This is a genomic window from Sphingobium sp. BYY-5 (assembly GCF_022758885.1).
Taxonomy (GTDB): Bacteria; Pseudomonadota; Alphaproteobacteria; order Sphingomonadales; family Sphingomonadaceae; genus Sphingobium.
This window is the reverse complement of sequence record NZ_JALEBH010000001.1, coordinates 421,243-438,460: the sequence shown is the minus strand read 5'-3', so window position 1 is coordinate 438,460 and position 17,218 is coordinate 421,243. Positions and strand designations below refer to the sequence as shown.

Below are 17,218 nucleotides of genomic sequence, written 5' to 3'. Positions count from 1 at the left end.
CCCGCCGCCGACTATGGCATGAGCGAAGCGGACGTGGGCTGCGGCGGATAGCAGGTTCAGCGCGAGGCGGACTGGCGTCCGCGCGACGCTACGGCCCAGCGTTGCGGCGTTGCGCCTGGCGCGGTTTCGCGCACAAAGCACTGCCTCTGCTGCGACCGGATCACACCACAGGCCGACACGGCATCGGCGCGGCTGGCAAAGCCGCTGACCGCCAGACGGTGATAGAGCTTGCCGTTGACTCTCGCCTGGCTGGTCAGGACCGGGAAGGCCGCAAACGACGCATTGCGCCCTGCCATCCCCATCCATTTTTCCCTGGCGATCGCCGCACTGTCATACGCGCCCAGTTGGACCACCCAGTTGCTGGCGTTGCCGACCGGCTTGATGAAGGCGATCTGGTGCGCGCGCGCCACCTGCGCCGGTGCATGAACACGCGCCGCCGGGACCGCTCTGCGGCCATGCTCTTCAACGATGAAGTCGCGGCGCATGATGCGTGCGGGCGCAGCTTGCGTCACAGGCTCCGCCGCAGCCACGGCAAGCTGCACCGGTCCGGCAGCTGGCAGCGGGGCGGGCTCAGGGGCGGCGGCCATCTCCACCGGATTGGCGGCAGGAGCGGCAAGCGCCAGCATGGCGGGCTGCCCCTGATCGGCCGCGCTGATCGTCACCCCCATCAGCGCGGCGACGCGCTGCGGCGCCAGCGACGGTTTGGCGATCTGCGCCCAATCGGTGATGCGCCTGTTCGCGGTCTGCGGATCAAGGTCCATGCCCACCAGCAGGCGCGCATCCTTCCAGCGGCCGGACAGCGCATAGGCATAGGCCAGATTCTGGCGCGTGCGCGCGGTCGCCGACGGATCGTGAATCGCTTCGGACAGGATATGCACGCCTTCGTCCGCATCGCCAGCCATGGCTATGGCCAGCCCATAATCGGACGCGGGCACGGTATCGGTATGGGTGGCAAGCAGGCTGCGCGCGGCGTCGGGGCGACCCTGCGCCACCTGCACCAGCGCCAGGCTGACGATAGTGCGCGCATCGGTGCTGCCCAGCGCGAATGCGTCGGACAGCGCCGTTTCGGCTGAAGCGAAGCGCCCCGCCAGCACATAGGCGCGACCCAATATCTGCCGATATTCGCCATTTTGCGGCGCCAGCCGAACGGCGCCCTCGGCCGCCTCTACCGCCTTGGCCGCATCATGATCGGCCAGCGCCTTGCCGGCGGTCGCGGCGAGTTTGGCCGGATCGCCCTTCGGCTGGGACAGTGAAGCGGACGGCCGGAAAGCTGCACCGGTGCACCCGACCATAGTGGTGGCGACCAGCAGCGAGGACAGCGCCGCCGCGCCGAACGTCTTGCGGTTCATATGCCTAGCCCCCTTCTCGTTCACACGTCGCCGCGTATTTGCGGCAACTGCTGGGTCAGCCGATCCACATCCGGCAGGTTGCCCAGAAATTCGTCGAGCGCCTGCGTCACTATCTGCTGCGCCGAACGGCCGGTCAGCGCGCTCGCCAGCCGCAACTTGAGATGGCGCTCGGCATCCAGCCGCAACGTGAAGGCGGCCTTACGGCCGCGCGCCGGTAGAGCCGCGGGTGTAGCGCGTTCCTGCGTGGCGCCGATCCGTTCAGCCAGTTCCGCGCGCTCCACGACAACGGGCGGCACATTCGCGGAGGCGACGACGCCCATCGGCGTCAGGCCGATGGCGACGGGTGGCTGTGCGACCGGCACGGGTTCGGGTTGGACATCGAAGCCCATATCATTCCAGCCCAGATCATCCTGCGGGATCGCCCCACGGCCGAAACCGAGCATGGGACGGCGCATGGCGGGCTGGGCCGCGCCCTTGCGGGCGAGCAGGCCGGAGGTGAGCGATGCGAGCGGCTTGGGTTCGGCCATGACGATGCTCTCCCTTACTGGCCGATCACGCGGCGGCCGAAGCCACCACCGGCGGGACGTGTGGCAACGGTGCCCACGCTGCCATGGGGCACGGAAAAGACCGTGCGGCGGAAATTCTTCTCCAGCCGGTCCGACACATAGGACCAGAGCGCCTCGACCTCCCCGGCGGAGCGGCCTTTGGGATCGACCTCCATCACGGTGCGGCCATCGATCATCGATGCGGCGAAATCGGTGCGGTGGTGCAGCGTCACCGGTGCGACCGTGCCATGCTGCGACAGGGCTACGGCAGCTTCGGACGTGATGCGCGCCTTGGGCGTGGCGGCGTTGACGACGAAGATCAGCGGCTTGCCTGCGCGCTCGCACAGGTCGACCGTGGCGCCCACGGCGCGCAGGTCGTGCGGGCTGGGCCTGGTCGGCACGACGATCAGCTCGGACACCGAAATCACGCTCTGGATCGCCATGGTGATGGCGGGCGGGGTGTCGATCACCGCCAGCTTGAAACCCTGTTGGCGCAGAATTTCAAGGTCGGCGGCCAGCCGCGCGACTGTGGTCTGGGCGAAGGCGGGAAATTCCGCCTCCCGCTCATTCCACCAGTCGGCGAGCGACCCCTGCGGATCGATGTCGATCAGCACGACGGGACCGGCGCCAGCGCGCTGGGCCTGCACCGCCAGATGCCCCGACAGGGTGGTCTTGCCCGACCCGCCCTTCTGCGATGCCAACGCCAATATCCGCACGCATATCCCCCAAGGAAAATCCAGTTCCGCCGGGGATTGCCATGCACGCACCTAAAATTCGGTTAACCGGCTTGCCGCCGTCGCGACGAGCAGAACAGGCAGGGACGTCTCGTCCCGCACTATGCTAATCGGACTTTAACCTTGTTCCGCCATAGCAGCCGCACGCTATTGCAGCAGGAGCATGGAATATGAAGCATAACTGGGGGACCATGGCCGCCGGCGCCCTGCTGGGCCTGACCGTGCTGAGCCTGTCGGGACCGGTTCTGGCCAATGTGAAGACGGGCGTCGATGCCTGGCAACAGGGCGACTATGCCAAGGCGATCGGTGAATGGCGGCCCCTGGCCGACAGTGGCGATCCCGATGCGCAGTTCAATATGGGTCAGGCCTACAAGCTGGGTCGCGGGGTTCAGCCCGACCTCAGCATCGCGATGGACTGGTATCGCAAGGCCGCCGCGCAAGGCCATATGCGCGCGGAGGATAATCTGGGCCTGCTGATGTTCCAGCAGGGCGACCGCGCCGGGGCCATGCCTTATCTACAGCACGCATCGATGCGGGGCGAGCCGCGTGCGCAATATATCGTCGGCACTGCCCTGTTCAACGGCGACCTGGTCGGCAAGGATTGGGTCCGCGCCTACGCGCTGATGAGCCGGGCCGCGGCACAGGGCCTCTCCCAGGCTTCGACCAGCCTGACCCAGATGGACAAATATATCCCGGAGGACCAGCGCAGACAGGGCCTCGCCTTGGCCGCCAATATGGAGCAGCAGGGGAAGAACGCCGGTTTTGCGGCAAGCGACCCCGCCCCCGTCCGCACCACCCCGGCGCCGGTGCGCACGGCGGCCCTCCCACCTTCGACGCCATCTCAGCCTCCAGCCGCGCCAAAACCGGCGACAGCGCAACCCGCGCCGCCAAGGCCCGCGCCTCAGGTCGCCGCCGCCCCGCCCAAGCCGGTCGCATCGGGCAACTGGCGCGTGCAGCTCGGCGCCTTCGGCGAGGAAGGCAATGCCCGCGCGCTGTGGAGCCGCCTGACCGGCAAGGTCAGTGGCCTGTCCACCTATCACCTCTTCCTTGTGAAAACCGGCGCCATCACCCGCCTTCAGGCCGGACCCATCGCCAGCAGCGGCGACGCCGAACGACTATGCACCCGCATCAAGGCCGCAGGCGCAGACTGTATACCGAAGAAGATTTGAACTCCCCAACGGGTCGTAGTTATCTGGACAACCCCGCCTGCTCCAGTATCCAATCCCGGAACTGCGCTACCGCCGGGCTGGCGAGCGCGTCGGGCGGGTAGACCAGATAATAGGCCTGCTCGGTCGACATCGGCCGGGCGAAGGGGATGACCAAAGTTCCCGCCTCCAGTTCCGGCTGGACCAGGAAGCTGGGGATCAGCGCCACCCCGGCACCCGCCGCTGACGCCTGCGCCAGCATCAGGAAATGTTCGAAGGCCGGACCCGGCGCCAGCCCCGAAGCCTCCACCCCCGCCGCCGTCAGCCAGCGCGCCCAGGCGTCCCGACGCGAAGTCTGGCTGAGCAACGGCACATGCAGCAGGTCGGCCGGTTCGCGCAGCGGATGCGTCGCCAGCCAACCGGGCGCGCAGACCGGCACCGCTTCCTCGCGGAACAGGAAGTCCATGGCCACCCCCGGCCAATCCTGCGCGACACCGAAGTGGACAGCTGCATCGAAATCTTCATGCCCGAAGTCAAAGGGTTGTGAGCGCGCGGCAAAGTCGATCACCAGGTCGGGATGGCGCGCGGTCAGTTGCGGCAGGCGCGGCGCCAGCCAGCGCATTCCGAAACTGGGCAAAGTCGCGACCCTGAGCGCAGTCTGCGACGGCCGGGCCGACGCGCGCGCCGTCGCACGGCGGATGCGGTCGAGCGCGGGCAGCAGTTCTTCGGCATAGGCCCGCCCCGCTTCATTCAGACGCACCCGCCGTCCAATCCGGTCGAACAGGGTCGTCTGCAGCATATCCTCCAGCCCGGCGATCTGACGGCTGACCGCGCTCTGGGTCAGGCCGATCTCCTCCCCGGCGCGGGAAAAGCCGCCATGGCGCACCGCCGCCTCGAAAGCCGTCAGCGCGCTCATCGGCGGCAACCATTTGCGGACAGAACTCATTCCAAACTCGCATCAACTGATGATAGCTAGCCATTTTGAAAATCCTTTCTATCTTGCGATAAAGGCGCTGTCATCCCGGAGCATTATATGTCGAATGAGAATATGGGCAGCATCGAGACACTGGTCGTCGCGACCCTGGGCGAGGAAGCCACCCGGCAGACGCTGGACATGCTGGCGATCGACCCCGCGCTGCTGGCCGAGCGTGGCGACACCGTGTCCCGCGCCGCCTTTGCCATGGCATTGAACGTCACCTTGTTCCACGACCTGCTGCGCCGGGTGCCGAGCGGGGCGGCCTATGTCGCCGACACGCTGGCCCGCGACGGCAAAGTGGTGTTCGACCATGGTGCGCTCCGGTCGATCCGCTTTCCCGACGGGCCAACCGGCGCCCTGCCCGGCGGCGAGGACGCCTTCACCCGTATCTTCCTGCCGCTGGGCTATGAAATGGCGGCCGTCTATCCGCTCGACCGCCTCAAGATGACCGGCCGCGCCTATCGCCATATCGACTATCCCGAAACGATCCCGCAATTCTTCCTGTCCGAACTTCATGTCGACCGTTTCGACCCGGAATTTGCCGCAGCGGCCGGGCGCGTCTTCGGCACCAGCCGCGATCCGCTGGATGATCGGGCCAGGGCCGTTCTCACGCTTTTTTCCGCTGGGGAAGCTGTCCGGGTCGCTGACGCGATTGCCGTTCTGCCGGTCCTTCTCTCTGCCTTCGACCGGCAGCATGAACCGCCTGGCTTCGCCGATTATCAACTGCTCCTTTCCCGCTCCAACGAAGCCGCCTGGATCGCAACCGAGGGCAATGGGTTCAACCATGCGACCGACCGGGTGGCGGATGTCGCCGCGCTCGCCGATCGCCTCAAGGCCGAGGACCGGCCGATGAAGGAACGCCTGGAAATCTCCGCCAGCGGCCGAGTGCGCCAGACCGCCTTCCGCGCCGACAGCGTGGAACGGCTGTTCGCCGACGGCGAGTTGCGCCGGGTGCCCGGTTCCTTCTACGAATTTATCAGCCGCGATATCGACCCGGAAACGGGCAGGCTCGACCTCGCCTTCGACACTGGCAACGCCACCGGCATCTTCGCCATGACCAGCGCACACGAAAGCGCGGCCCGGTGAGTATGATGCTCCAGTCCTTCGATCCGGCGTCACGCGGACTGGTCTGGGAAGGGCCGGTCGCGAGCGCGGACGATTGCCGCCGCGCCATCGCCACCGCTCGTGCCGCCCTGCCCGGCTGGCGCGCGCTGCCAGTGGATGACCGCATCGCCGTCGCCCGGCGCTATGCCGCCATATTGGGCGAACGGCGCGCCGCGCTGGCCGAACTCATCTCGCGCGAGACGGGCAAGCTATTATGGGAAAGCGACGCCGAAGTCGGATCGATGATCGCCAAGGTCGACGTGTCGATCAAGGCCCATGCCGAACGCACCGGCGAGCGAAGCGCCGACATGCCCTTCGGCCGCGCGGTGCTGCGCCATCGCGGTCATGGCGTGATGGCGGTGCTCGGCCCCTATAATTTCCCCGGCCATCTGCCCAACGGCCATATCGTCCCGGCCCTAATTGCGGGCAATGCGGTGGTGTTCAAACCATCGGAAATCACCCCCGCCACCGGCGCGGCCATGGCCGACGCCTGGGAAGCCGCAGGCCTGCCCGATGGATTGCTGAGCATGGTGCAGGGCGGCCGATCGACCGGCGAGGCGCTGGTCGCGGGCGATATTGACGGGCTGCTCTTCACCGGATCGGCGGGCGCAGGCGCGGCGCTGCGACGGGCGCTGGTCGACCGGCCGCATGTCGTCATGGCGCTGGAGTTGGGCGGCAATAATCCACTGATCGCCTGGGACTCGCCCGAAGCCGCCGCCTCGATCATCGTCAACTCCGCCTTCATCACCACCGGCCAGCGATGCTCCTGCGCCCGACGCCTGATCCTGCCCGAAGGCGCGACCGGCGACGCCATCATAGAGGCGACCGCCGCCATGGCCGCACAGCTTGCCATCGCCGCCTGGAACGAGCCGGGCGAGGCTTTCATGGGACCGCTCATCTCCGATCAGGCCGCCGCCGCCGCGCACCGCGCCGTCAGCGACCTGATCGCGCGGGGTGCGCGCGTCATCCACCCCTTTGATGGCGTGGCGGACCGCAGCGCCGCCTTCGTCATCCCCGCCCTGCTCGACCTGACCGGCGTCGACGCGCCCGACGCGGAGATTTTCGCGCCGGTCCTGACCGTGATCCGGGTGCCGGATTTCGACGCGGCGATCGCGACCGCCAACGCCACCGCCTTCGGCCTGTCCGCTGGTCTCATCTCGCAAGATGAAGCGCTCTGGCAGCGTGTCGTGGAGGAAAGCCGCGCGGGCGTGGTCAACCGCAACCGGCCGACCACGGGCGCAGCGGGCAACATGCCCTTCGGCGGCCTGGGCGCATCGGGCAATCACCGGCCCAGCGCCTATTATGCCGCCGATTATTGCGCCTATCCCATCGCCAGTTTCGAGGCGGACGGGGTGACGGCGGTGCCGGTTACAGGGTTGGCCCGGTAGAGCCGGAGGAGGTCATCTCCGGCGCTACAGCCCCAGCCGCAACCAGAAATCGTCGGGCGCAATCGTGGCGTTGGCCGCCGGGACGGGCTCGACACGGGTCCAGGATGAATGGGGCAGGTAGATATTCTGGGTCGGCTGGGCGCGGCGCTGCCGGCGGGACCGAATGGTGGTGCGGGTCATCGTCTTCTCCTCAAAGCAAGGGAACACGAAACCTGGCGTGGTCGCTTCGGAACCGTGCGCTTTAGCCGTTGATGACGCGGAGCAAGCTGACATCCTTCAAAAGCCGCGGAGCGTTGCGCTCGCCACTCTATCTAGCGATTTGGTTGAGAAAATCGAAATAGCTTTGCTTGGGGCATTGCCAGCCCGACTTGGGAAGCCCGTTTGAAAAGATGCGTTCCTGAACCGGCTTTTAGAGCGGTTTCCACTCATTCAGGCTCATATCCGCACGATTTGAAGTAATTGGCGCATTCGTCGGGCTGGAAGATATCGACGAGCTTTCCGATCAGGCCCCAAAGTCCGCTAACGGTTCGCTCGCCTGCTTTGCGCAGCATTGCCTTGAGCCGGGAGAACGCCTTCTCGATTGGGTTGAAGTCCGGGCTGTAGGGTGGAAGGAAGCGCAGGGCTGCACCTGCGGCCTCGATGAGCACCTGGACCGACGTGCGCTTGTGGCTCGACAGATTGTCCATGATTACGATGTCGCCCGGTCGCAGTTCCGGCACGAGCACTTGAGCTACGTACGCTTCGAACCAGTCGCCGTTGATCGGGCCGTCGAGCACCATCGGCGCAATCATGCCGGTCATGCGCAGGCCGGCCACCAGCGTGGTCGTCTTGCGATGGCCGTGCGGGAAGCCCATCCGCAGACGCTCGCCTTTGGCGCAGCGGCCATGGCTGCGGGTCATGTTGGTCGCCGTCCAGGTCTCGTCGATGAAGACCAGGCGCTCTGGTTCCAGATCGAGCTGACCGTCGAACCAGTGGCGACGCTGCTTCAGGACGTCGGGACGGTCTTGCTCGATCGCGTGCCCGGTCTTTTTTTCCGCGTGATGCCGTGGCGCACGAAAAAGCGATGCAGCGTGCCGATCCCGACCGGGGCGCCCCGCTCGATCAACCGAGCCTGAACTTCGACAAGGGTCATGTCGCCCTGTTCGGCAAGTAGTTCACGGATGAAGCCGCCATGCGCCTCGATCCTGCTCGAATGCCGGTCTCCGCCACGTGGCTTGGCGACAGCCTCACCATGTTCCAGCGCGCGTTGCCGCCAGCGGATCGCGCTCGATGCGCTGACACCAAACCGGTCAGCCGCACCCCGACAACTCAAACCCCCATCAATCGCAGCAATGACCCTGTCCCGCAGGTCCTGTGAAAGCGTTCGTGCCATCCATGCTGGCCTCCTGCCACCAGCAGACAGCGTGAATCACATCAGCGCAGCAAAGGGAACCCCTGCCGATTCAGTTCGTGCGGAAACCGCTCTAGATCAGCCGGGCCGATGCACGCCGCATAGCTTGTTGCCGGCCGGATCACGCATATAGGCGAGGTAGAGCTGGCCAAAGCCGTTGTCCCGTACACCCGGCGGTTCTTCGCATGTCGTTCCACCGGTGGCCAGGCCCGCTTCATGCCAGGCGTCGACCTGCTCGGCTGACGCCATGGTAAAACCGATCGTGCCGCCATTGGCGTGGCAGGCCGGTGCGCCATCGATCGGCAGCGTCACCATGAACAGGGCGCCATTACGCATGTAAATCAGGCGGCCCTTGTCGTCCGTCATCGACGGCTTGCTGCCCAGCGTTACGAATAGAGCGTCGTAAAATGCCTTGGACGCTTCAATGTCATTGGTTCCAACCATGACATGGCTGAACATATTTCTTTCCCCAGGACGGATAGATATTGGAAGCGCGACCGCACGGAAGGCGGCAGCACAGCGCGACGTTGAAGCCAGTCGACAGTCCTAAAGGACCGTCAGGCCATCACGCTGTAGAGGAACCAGCCGACGATCAGCAGGCTCGACACGATGCAGATACGATCACCAAAAATGTCGATACGAGACATCAGTAACATCCTTCCACCCTAAAGCGATCTTTGTCGCCTTGGTGGACAGATTACATCAGTTTTTGCCTCGGCGGAACAGCAAAGTTGCGACAAGGCGCCCGCGAATGACGCTGAAAGGAAATGGGTCGATCTTGAAATTATAAGGGCCAAACTCAACGCCATAGAGCGATTGGCGTTCCGTCCGGCCAGTCGCCGTCAACCGATATCGCTGCCGCGATGCCGCAGAAAGGCGCGAGTCGCCTCTTCCGCGCCGCGATAGGCCTCCTGGAACTCGGCACTCCAATATTTGAGGTCGTCCAGATCGATTCGCTCACCGGACACGGCGCAGAGCACGAACTGCCCCGGCCGCACGATATCGAAATGCGGCGTCTCATAACGGAGCACCGCCAGGCCCTGAATATCCGCCGCCATCAGTTGCCGGTCAGGATGCGGTCGACCAACTGCTTCACGGTCGGCACGAACCCGTTGGAATAGAAGGGATCCTGCTTGAACTTATAGGCGCCATGCCCCGCGAAGAGCAGATTCTTGTCGAGATCGCCGCCATGGACGGCCTCCTGCAACGACTTCTGGATGCAGAAGCTGCGCGGATCGGCCAGGCGGCCGGTCGAGTTGGTCTCGCTGTCCATCCAGCTTGAGAAGGCGCACTGGCTGAGGCAGCCCATGCAGTCGGTCTGGTCCTTGCGGACTTCGGCCTTCTCTTCCTCGGTCACGAAGACGATCGTGTTGTCCGGCGTCTTGAGCGCGGAGGTGAAGCCCTGCCCCACCCATTCGCGGGCGCGCTGCAAGTCGCCCAGCGTCACCCAGAAATTCTTGCCCTTCACGCCGACATCGAGCTGGTGCGTATGATCGCCGGCCTGTTCGGTGCTGAAAGGAATCTGGCGTTCCGAACGCGATTCAAGCTGGCGCAGGAAGGGATTGCGGATCGCGGAGCTGTAGAAACCGGTCGGCGAGAAACGGTGCAGCAGCACGTCGCCCGGTTCGAGCTGCATCAGCCGCTCCTTCCAGAGCTGCGGGATCGGGCTTTCCTGCGTCAGCAGCGGACGGGTGCCGAACTGGAAGGCGATGACGCCCAGTTCCGGATTGTCGATCCAGTCGTTCCAGTCCTTGAGATGCCAGACGCCGCCCGCCATCACGATCGGCACGTCGTCCGAAATGCCGCCTTCGCGCATGGTCGCGCGCAGATCGCGCACACGAGGATAGGGGTCTTGCGGCTGGCGTGGGTCTTCGGCGTTGGACAAGCCGTTATGGCCGCCCGCGAGCCAGGGATCTTCATAGACGACCGCCGCCAGCCATTCCGACGCCTTGGAATAAGCGCGCTTCCACAGCGCGCGAAAGGCGCGGCCGGAGGAGACGATGGGGAGATAGCTGACATTGTAGGACGCTGCGATCTCGGACAGCTTATAGGGCATACCCGCGCCGCAGGTGACACCAGCCACCATGCCCCTGGTTTTTTCCAGGACGCCGTGGAGGACACGCTGCGCGCCGCCCATTTCCCACAGGACGTTGATGTTGATCGCGCCCTTGCCGCCGGCAATCTCGAACGCGCGCTTCACCTGCTCCACCGCGCCATCGACGGCGTAGGCGATCAGTTCTTCATGCCGGTCGCGGCGGGTGCGGCCATGATAGATTTGGGGGATGATGTTGCCGAAACTGTCATAGCTGTCGGCGTTGACCGCCGATACCGTGCCGATGCCCCCGGCAGCCGCCCACGCGCCGGAACTGGCATGGTTGGACACGGCAACGCCCTTGCCGCCTTCGACCAGCGGCCAGACTTCACGGCCACCATAGACGATGGGCTTCAACCCCTTGAACAACGACATCTCCCGCGAAAACGGCCCGGCCCCCGCGACCGGGTAAATGCAACCCTATAGCAGCAATTGCTGTCTATAACGAATTTCCGCGCGCCCTAGCGCAAAATCAGGGGGCTGGCCAGAGCTTCACCATATAATGACGCATAAGCGCCAACCATGGTTTCTTCGGCATAGTCGCGGACGGCGCGGAGGCGGTTGGCGGCGCCCAGTCGCCCCCGCAAATCGGCGCTGGCGCCCAGCGTGCCCAGCGCGTCGGCCAGCCCTTTTTCATCCGGGACGATGAAGGGCCGGTTTTCCGGCGCGACCATATGGGCGACATCGCCCACATCCATGGAAACAGACGGAACTCCCGCCGCCATCGCCTCCACCAGGGAGATGGGGAATTGCTCGCTGTCGGAGGACAAAGCGAAGATATCGAACAGGCCGACGAAACGCCACGGCCGGTCCATGAAGCCCGCCATGTGAAGATCGTCAAGGCCATGGGCGGCGGCCTCGGCCAGGATAGCATCACGCTCCGGCCCCTCACCCACCACCACCAGTTGCAGGCGATCCCTGTGTGCGGCAACGGCCCGGACCAGGCGCGGGATGTTCTTGACCGGGCGCAGGCCCGCAAGCGTACCGACAAGCAGCTTGCCCGGCGTGCGCTGGAGGCCAGGGATGGCGTCGGGCGCAGGCGGCGCGGCATAGCGGGCGATGTCGATGCCGTTGCGGATCAGATGCACCTTGCGCGCCGGCTGTTTCCAGGTCTGGCGCGCGACCCCTTCCAGCCGGATCGAGGGCACGACCAGCGCATGAGCGTGGCGCAGCGCCAGGCGGCGGTAGAGGTTGCGCCGGGGGTTGAGGCCGTTCGCTTCGTCGGCGTTGAAGCCATCCTCATGGTGGATCAGCGGCGGCATCTTTCCCGACAGCGAAGCGTACAGGTTATGCGCCATGACGGCGTCCATCCCGCCCCAATTATATGTCAGTATTAAATCGAATTTTTTCAGATAGTTAGATATATTTCGAAAGCGCGCATAGCCCGGACGACCCGCCATCGGCGGCGCGCCGGGAAAGTCCACCCTTACATGCGGTTCGATCGCCGCACGCGCGCCCAGAGCGTCCGGCGCAGCGCTGACGATGCTGTGCCGCGCCCTGTCACCCCAGATGTTCATCAGGCGCACGGCACGTGCTTCCTTGCCGCCCAGGTCGAAGCTGCCATGGATATGGAGAATATGGGGCGGTTCAGCCATGCAGGACGCGGGACAGCAGCCGGTCGACGGCGGCCACGCTTTCCGGTTCATCCAGTGCGGGGGCGTGGCCGACATGGGGGATGGTCGCCAGCTCCGCGCCCTTCCCCATGTCGCGCACCATGCGATCGGCGCTGGCGGCGCTGAGCAGGTCGGACCGCTCGCCACGCAGCAGCAAGGTCGGGATGCCGCGAAACGCCTGCATCACCGGCCACATATCGACGCCCGCCTCGCTACCCATGGCGCGGATCGGTTCGGCGATCTTCATGTCATAGTCGAGCACGACGCGCCCGCCGCTGTTGAGCCGGTAGAGGCGCTTGGCCATGGCGATCCATTGTTCCAGGTCATAGCCGGGATAGACGTCCGCATTGCCCTCCGCCAGGGCGCGGGCGGCATGGACCCAGGTCGGATGCGACTGGCCCACGCCGACATAGGATCGGATGCGCGCCAGCCCGGCATCGTCCAGCGCCGGGCCGACATCGTTGAGCAGCGCGCCCGCCAGCCATTCGCGCTGGGTTGCGGCGATCAGCATGGTGATGATGCCGCCCAGCGAAGTGCCGATCGCGACGAAGCGGGTGATGGCGAGATCGGCGAGCAGGCGGCTGATATCCTGCAAATAGGTCAGCGGGACATAGGTCATCGCATCCTTGGCATAGGCGCTTTCGGCGCGGCCGCGCATGTCCGGGCAGATGAGCCGCCATTCCCCCGCCAGCCGCCCCGCCAGCGGTTCGAAGTCGCGGGCGTTGCGGGTCAGCCCCGGCAGGCAGAGCAAGGGGGGACGGCCATCGTCGCCCCCGTCATAATCCCGATAATGGAGCCGCAGCCCGTCGGGTGACCACCAATATCCGTCCTTATAGCCGCTCAAGCTTGATCCTTCGGGTGACGTTCCCCCATATCGCCTTATGAACCAGACGCCGCAAGCCGCCAAATATCGTCCCGCCACCGAAATCGACGCGCTGATGCCGGATATCGCCGATCCGGTCGCGGCGGCGGACTTTCCGCAGGCGATCCTGCGCTATCGCAACAACCGGGCCGCGGCATCCGTCGGGCTGGAGGGGCTGAGCGACGAGCAATGGATCGCGCATTTCGGACGCTTTACGCCGCTGGAGGGCAGCCTGCCCCAGCCGCTGGCGCTGCGCTATCACGGCCATCAGTTCCGCCATTATAATCCCGACATCGGCGACGGGCGCGGTTTCCTGTTCGCGCAATTGCGGGACAATGCGGGACGGTTGCTGGACCTGGGCACCAAGGGATCGGGCCAGACGCCCTATAGCCGCTTCGGCGACGGACGACTGACGCTGAAAGGCGGGGTGCGGGAAATATTGGCGACCGAGATGCTGGAGGCGTTGGGCGTGAACACGTCCAAGACATTCTCCATCATCGAGACCGGCGAGGCGCTGGAGAGGAATGACGAGCCGTCGCCCACGCGCGGAGCGGCGATGGTGCGTTTGAGCCATTCGCATATCCGCATCGGCTCGTTCCAGCGGGCGGCCTTCCATGACGACAAGGCGCTGCTGGAACGGCTGACCGACTATACGCTGACGCGCCTCTATGGCGAAGCACCGGGCGACAATCCGCCCGCGCAACTGCTGGGCCGAGTAGTGGAGCGCACCGCCGATCTGGCGGCCAGCTATATGGTCGCGGGCTTCGTGCATGGCGTGCTCAACAGCGACAATATCAACGTGACGGGCGAGAGTTTCGACTATGGGCCGTGGCGCTTCACGCCCTTTTGGGACGCGGGCTTCACCGCCGCCTATTTCGATCATGCCGGCCTTTACGCCTTCGGGCGGCAGGCGGAGGCGATCCATTGGGACGTGGCGCAACTGGCAGTGTCGCTGCGCGCGCTGGTGGAGGCGCCGCCGCTGATCGAACAGTTGGAGCGATTTCCGGCGCTGTACGGGGAAGCGATGCAGCGGCGCTTCTGCTGGCGGCTGGGAGTCGTGCCGGGCGGAGACACCGGCGCGATGATCGAGGCGGCGGTGCGCGGACTTGTGACGACAGGCACGGGGATCGACCGATTTTTCCACGACTGGCGTGGGGGTGCGGTGCGCGACGGGGCGGCTTACGGCGACGCCGCCTGGGCGCCGTTCCGCGAGGCGATCACGAATTTTGCCGCTGTGGCAGGAGCGAAGGACCACGCCTATTGGGCTGACGCAGCGCCCTGCTCCATGCACATAGAGGAGGTAGAGGCGATCTGGAGCGCGATCGACACGGCCGATGACTGGGGTCCGCTGCACGCAAAGGTGGCGGCGATCCGGCGGATGGGGGCGGCGCATGGGGACGCGCCGAAAACGCCCTAAAACTATAGAAGAGCTACAACGTCCCTTGCCTTTCCTTAACCAATATCCGTCATACCGCTCCCCAAATGGTCGCGCTTGCATCTTATGAACCTGCCACCGGCGTGCTGCTCTGGCAGGGCGAACCGGGGAACGTCGATACGGAGGTCGCCCGCGCCCGTGCCGCCTGGCCCAGATGGGCCGCGCAACCCATCGCCTATCGCATCGAAACGTTGCGCCGTTTCGTCAATGTCGTGCGGCGGCATGAGGAGGCGCTGGCCGACCTGATCGCGCGCGAAACCGGCAAGCCGCTATGGGACGCCCGCGCCGAAGTCGCCGCCGTCATGGGCAAGGTGGACGTCAGCGTCGCCGCTTATTCCGAACGCACCGGGCAAAGGCGGCTGGAGGCCAATCTAGGCGCGCGCCAGTCGGTGCGGCACAAGCCCCATGGCGTCATGGCGGTGCTTGGCCCCTATAATTTCCCCGCGCACCTGCCCAACGGCCATATCATCCCGGCGCTGCTGGCGGGCAATGCCGTAATATTCAAGCCGTCGGAAAAGACGCCCGCGGTGGGTGAGATGCTGGTGAAGCTCTATCATGAGGCGGGCGTGCCGACAGATGCGGTGCGGCTGTTGATCGGCGATGCGGAGGCGGGCAAGGCGCTGGCTGCCCATCCGGACGTCGGCGGCATCCTCTTCACCGGATCGGCGCAGACGGGCATCGCGATCAATCGCCAGTTCGCGGCCCAGCCTTCGAAAATCCTGGCGCTGGAAATGGGCGGCAACAATCCCATCGTCGTGTGGGACACGCCAGAAATCCACGCTGCGGCGGCGATCGTCGTCCAGTCCGCCTTCCTGAGCAGCGGCCAGCGCTGCACCGCCGCCAGCCGCCTCATCGTCAAGGAAAGCCTGGCCGACCGGCTGATCGCGGAAATCAAGAAACTGGCCGATCGGCTGATCGTCGATCATCCTCATGCCGACCCCCCGCCCTATATGGGGCCGGTGATCGATAATCAGGCGGCGGACGGCCTGACCGAAAGCTTCCTCTGGCTGATGAGCCATGGCGGCCGGCCGATCAAGCATATGGTGCGGCCGATGAAGGGCCTGCCCTTCCTGACGCCCGCGATCATCGATGTGACGGCGATGAAGGAACGGCCCGATGTCGAGCTGTTCGGGCCGTTGTTGCAGGTGGTGCGCGTGGCCGAGTTCGATGCTGCGATCGCGGAGGCCAACAACAGCCGCTATGGCCTGTCCGCTTCGCTGATCGGCGGGTCGCCCGAACAATATAGCCAATTCTGGTCCAACGTCCGTGCCGGCGTGGTCAACTGGAACCGACCAACCAACGGCGCTTCCTCCTCCGCGCCGTTCGGCGGGGTGGGCATATCGGGCAATCACCGGCCGGGCGCCTATTATGCCGCCGACTATTGCGCCTATCCGGTGGTATCGGCCGAGATCGAGACACCCCGCGCATCGCTGGGCGTGGGTCTCCGGGAGATCGACGTCAGCGCGATGGGGGATTGAGAGGGTTATCTGTTAGCGGACAGTTTGCGAGCAATGGCAGCCATTCATTCGGGAATGCGTGATGTTCAGGAGCGGACGCTGACAGAAAACACTGTTTGTCGGTATCTGGGCTAACGATCTACGCTTCGCGCGGTTTACCAAGGTCGATTATCAACGAAAAAGTCAGCTAGCACACCGATGGTCTGCCCATTGGCGTCCGAAAGCCGAAAAACCGGATAATCGTCTTTGCCATGACCCGCATGAAAAGCAACAACTGCGCCCTGCCCATTATCATTCTTGATTGTGATCCAATCCCTACGATTTGCGGCACTTGGAGATTCTGGGAAGAACATGTTGCCGAGCTTTAAGGCCCAACGGCCCGCATGATCTCCACAAGCCTCCCGAATAACTCCATCGGTTCCAAATCCCACAGCATATGCATTCACGCAAAGTTCCACGCCGTCTTCATCGGTAAGCGGCTCAATCGCTGCCACATGTCTATTCCCTTTCAGGAGCGCAACCGCGTGGGAGATGTGCTCCTCGTAGTCGTAGGTCTGCTCCGATCCCAGATGGGCGATCGTCAGGGACACCTCATACTCTCCGGGAACAACCGGCATGGTGATGCTCTTGTCCGGTGAAGCGACGTCGCTAATTTCCAACAGGCCATCGATTATTTGAAAAGTTCCGGCTGTTTCGCGGCGGCTATTAACGAGATTTCCTTGCCACGCCTCGCGCAATCGCTGCGTCCAGTCCGGATCGGGGCGAACGACAAACTCTACGCCCTCATCGAGCGGGTGTTGGACTAGCGAAGTCCCACCCTCCTGCTCGACAGCAGCAATTTTTTCCGCCGACAAGCCGATCCGGGCGGCTAATGCTTTGAATGAAGACCACATATCACGCTCGTTATCTATCTGGTCGCCGCAAGGCATTAGCTTACTCCGCCCGCCATAACAAGCGCCGGTCGGGGGTATCACTTTTCCGACATGACGAAATGACCGCTATCGGCCGATGCCTTCCCGAAAGCCGCCATTCCCCTCCCCACCCAACTTCGTCATTCCCGCGAAGGCGGGAACCCATCTCCTGACCATGCATCCAGCGCCAGGCTGGAGAGATGGATCCCTGCCTCCG

At 64.8% G+C, this 17,218-nt stretch carries 17 protein-coding genes; 5 read left to right on the top strand and 12 right to left on the bottom strand.

The annotated features are described in order from the left end of the window. Positions 1 to 56 precede the first annotated feature (56 nt). The 3 genes from MOK15_RS02205 to MOK15_RS02195 are packed head-to-tail and all read right to left on the bottom strand — an operon-like array spanning position 57 to position 2,610. On the bottom strand, positions 57 to 1,349 hold the full coding sequence (locus tag MOK15_RS02205) for an SPOR domain-containing protein (RefSeq protein WP_242930102.1): 1,293 nt from the start codon (positions 1,347 to 1,349) through the stop codon (positions 57 to 59). Between the two features lie 20 nt (positions 1,350 to 1,369). Beyond that, positions 1,370 to 1,876: a hypothetical protein gene (locus tag MOK15_RS02200; protein WP_242930101.1), complete on the bottom strand. Its 507-nt coding sequence runs from the start codon at positions 1,874 to 1,876 to the stop codon at positions 1,370 to 1,372. Positions 1,877 to 1,890: 14 nt separating this feature from the next. Continuing rightward, positions 1,891 to 2,610 (bottom strand): ParA family protein, encoded by a 720-nt coding sequence (locus tag MOK15_RS02195; RefSeq protein WP_242930100.1) that lies wholly within the window; start codon positions 2,608 to 2,610, stop codon positions 1,891 to 1,893. A gap of 188 nt (positions 2,611 to 2,798) precedes the next feature. Between MOK15_RS02195 and MOK15_RS02190 the strand changes: the two genes are divergently transcribed. Then, positions 2,799 to 3,797, top strand: coding sequence for an SPOR domain-containing protein (locus MOK15_RS02190; RefSeq protein WP_242930099.1), 999 nt, complete (start codon positions 2,799 to 2,801; stop codon positions 3,795 to 3,797). Between the two features lie 19 nt (positions 3,798 to 3,816). On the opposite strand, the gene gcvA is transcribed toward MOK15_RS02190, so the two are convergent. Further along, positions 3,817 to 4,719, bottom strand: a complete 903-nt coding sequence (gene gcvA / locus MOK15_RS02185; RefSeq protein WP_242930098.1) for a transcriptional regulator GcvA — start codon at positions 4,717 to 4,719, stop codon at positions 3,817 to 3,819. Positions 4,720 to 4,806: 87 nt separating this feature from the next. Here gcvA and MOK15_RS02180 point away from each other — a divergent pair, with 87 nt between their 5' ends. Beyond that, positions 4,807 to 5,835, top strand: a complete 1,029-nt coding sequence (locus MOK15_RS02180) for a DUF1338 domain-containing protein (protein ID WP_242930097.1) — start codon at positions 4,807 to 4,809, stop codon at positions 5,833 to 5,835. Between the two features lie 2 nt (positions 5,836 to 5,837). Further along, positions 5,838 to 7,241, top strand: a complete 1,404-nt coding sequence (gene astD / locus MOK15_RS02175) for a succinylglutamate-semialdehyde dehydrogenase (RefSeq protein WP_242932604.1) — start codon at positions 5,838 to 5,840, stop codon at positions 7,239 to 7,241. A gap of 24 nt (positions 7,242 to 7,265) precedes the next feature. Here astD (MOK15_RS02175) and MOK15_RS02170 read toward each other — a convergent pair whose 3' ends face one another. The 7 genes from MOK15_RS02170 to MOK15_RS02140 all read right to left on the bottom strand — a co-directional run bounded on the left by MOK15_RS02170 (position 7,266) and on the right by MOK15_RS02140 (position 13,180). Continuing rightward, complete coding sequence (locus MOK15_RS02170) at positions 7,266 to 7,421, bottom strand: hypothetical protein (protein ID WP_242930096.1); 156 nt, start codon at positions 7,419 to 7,421, stop codon at positions 7,266 to 7,268. 245 nt (positions 7,422 to 7,666) lie between these two features. Then, positions 7,667 to 8,613 (bottom strand): IS630 family transposase gene (locus MOK15_RS02165; RefSeq protein ID WP_242929986.1). Its coding sequence is split into 2 segments (ribosomal slippage): positions 7,667 to 8,277 and positions 8,277 to 8,613, totalling 948 coding nucleotides; the frame shifts between segments, so codons are not numbered across the junction. 96 nt (positions 8,614 to 8,709) lie between these two features. Continuing rightward, a complete protein-coding gene (locus MOK15_RS02160) occupies positions 8,710 to 9,090 on the bottom strand; it encodes a VOC family protein (RefSeq protein WP_242930095.1) in 381 nt (126 codons plus the stop codon). Between the two features lie 383 nt (positions 9,091 to 9,473). Further along, positions 9,474 to 9,689 (bottom strand): DUF2093 domain-containing protein, encoded by a 216-nt coding sequence (locus tag MOK15_RS02155; protein WP_242930094.1) that lies wholly within the window; start codon positions 9,687 to 9,689, stop codon positions 9,474 to 9,476. Beyond that, positions 9,689 to 11,092, bottom strand: a complete 1,404-nt coding sequence (locus MOK15_RS02150; RefSeq protein WP_242932603.1) for a nitronate monooxygenase — start codon at positions 11,090 to 11,092, stop codon at positions 9,689 to 9,691. The genes MOK15_RS02155 and MOK15_RS02150 overlap by 1 nt, the downstream gene beginning before the upstream one ends. Positions 11,093 to 11,184: 92 nt before the next feature. Continuing rightward, positions 11,185 to 12,318 carry a glycosyltransferase family 4 protein gene (locus MOK15_RS02145; protein ID WP_242930093.1) on the bottom strand — a complete coding sequence of 378 codons (1,134 nt, stop codon included), beginning with the start codon at positions 12,316 to 12,318 and terminating at the stop codon, positions 11,185 to 11,187. After that, the gene (locus tag MOK15_RS02140; RefSeq protein WP_242930092.1) at positions 12,311 to 13,180 is read right to left on the bottom strand and encodes an alpha/beta hydrolase; all 870 of its coding nucleotides are present in this window, start codon (positions 13,178 to 13,180) and stop codon (positions 12,311 to 12,313) included. Before MOK15_RS02140 ends, MOK15_RS02145 begins: the two co-directional genes overlap by 8 nt. A 37-nt stretch (positions 13,181 to 13,217) precedes the next feature. Between MOK15_RS02140 and MOK15_RS02135 the strand changes: the two genes are divergently transcribed. Continuing rightward, complete coding sequence (locus MOK15_RS02135; protein ID WP_242930091.1) at positions 13,218 to 14,615, top strand: protein adenylyltransferase SelO family protein; 1,398 nt, start codon at positions 13,218 to 13,220, stop codon at positions 14,613 to 14,615. 65 nt (positions 14,616 to 14,680) lie between these two features. Beyond that, entirely contained in the window at positions 14,681 to 16,111 is a 1,431-nt protein-coding gene (gene astD, locus MOK15_RS02130; RefSeq protein ID WP_242930090.1) for a succinylglutamate-semialdehyde dehydrogenase, read from the top strand. A gap of 134 nt (positions 16,112 to 16,245) precedes the next feature. Here astD (MOK15_RS02130) and MOK15_RS02125 read toward each other — a convergent pair whose 3' ends face one another. Then, positions 16,246 to 17,019, bottom strand: coding sequence for a hypothetical protein (locus tag MOK15_RS02125; RefSeq protein ID WP_242930089.1), 774 nt, complete (start codon positions 17,017 to 17,019; stop codon positions 16,246 to 16,248). Positions 17,020 to 17,218: the final 199 nt, after the last annotated feature.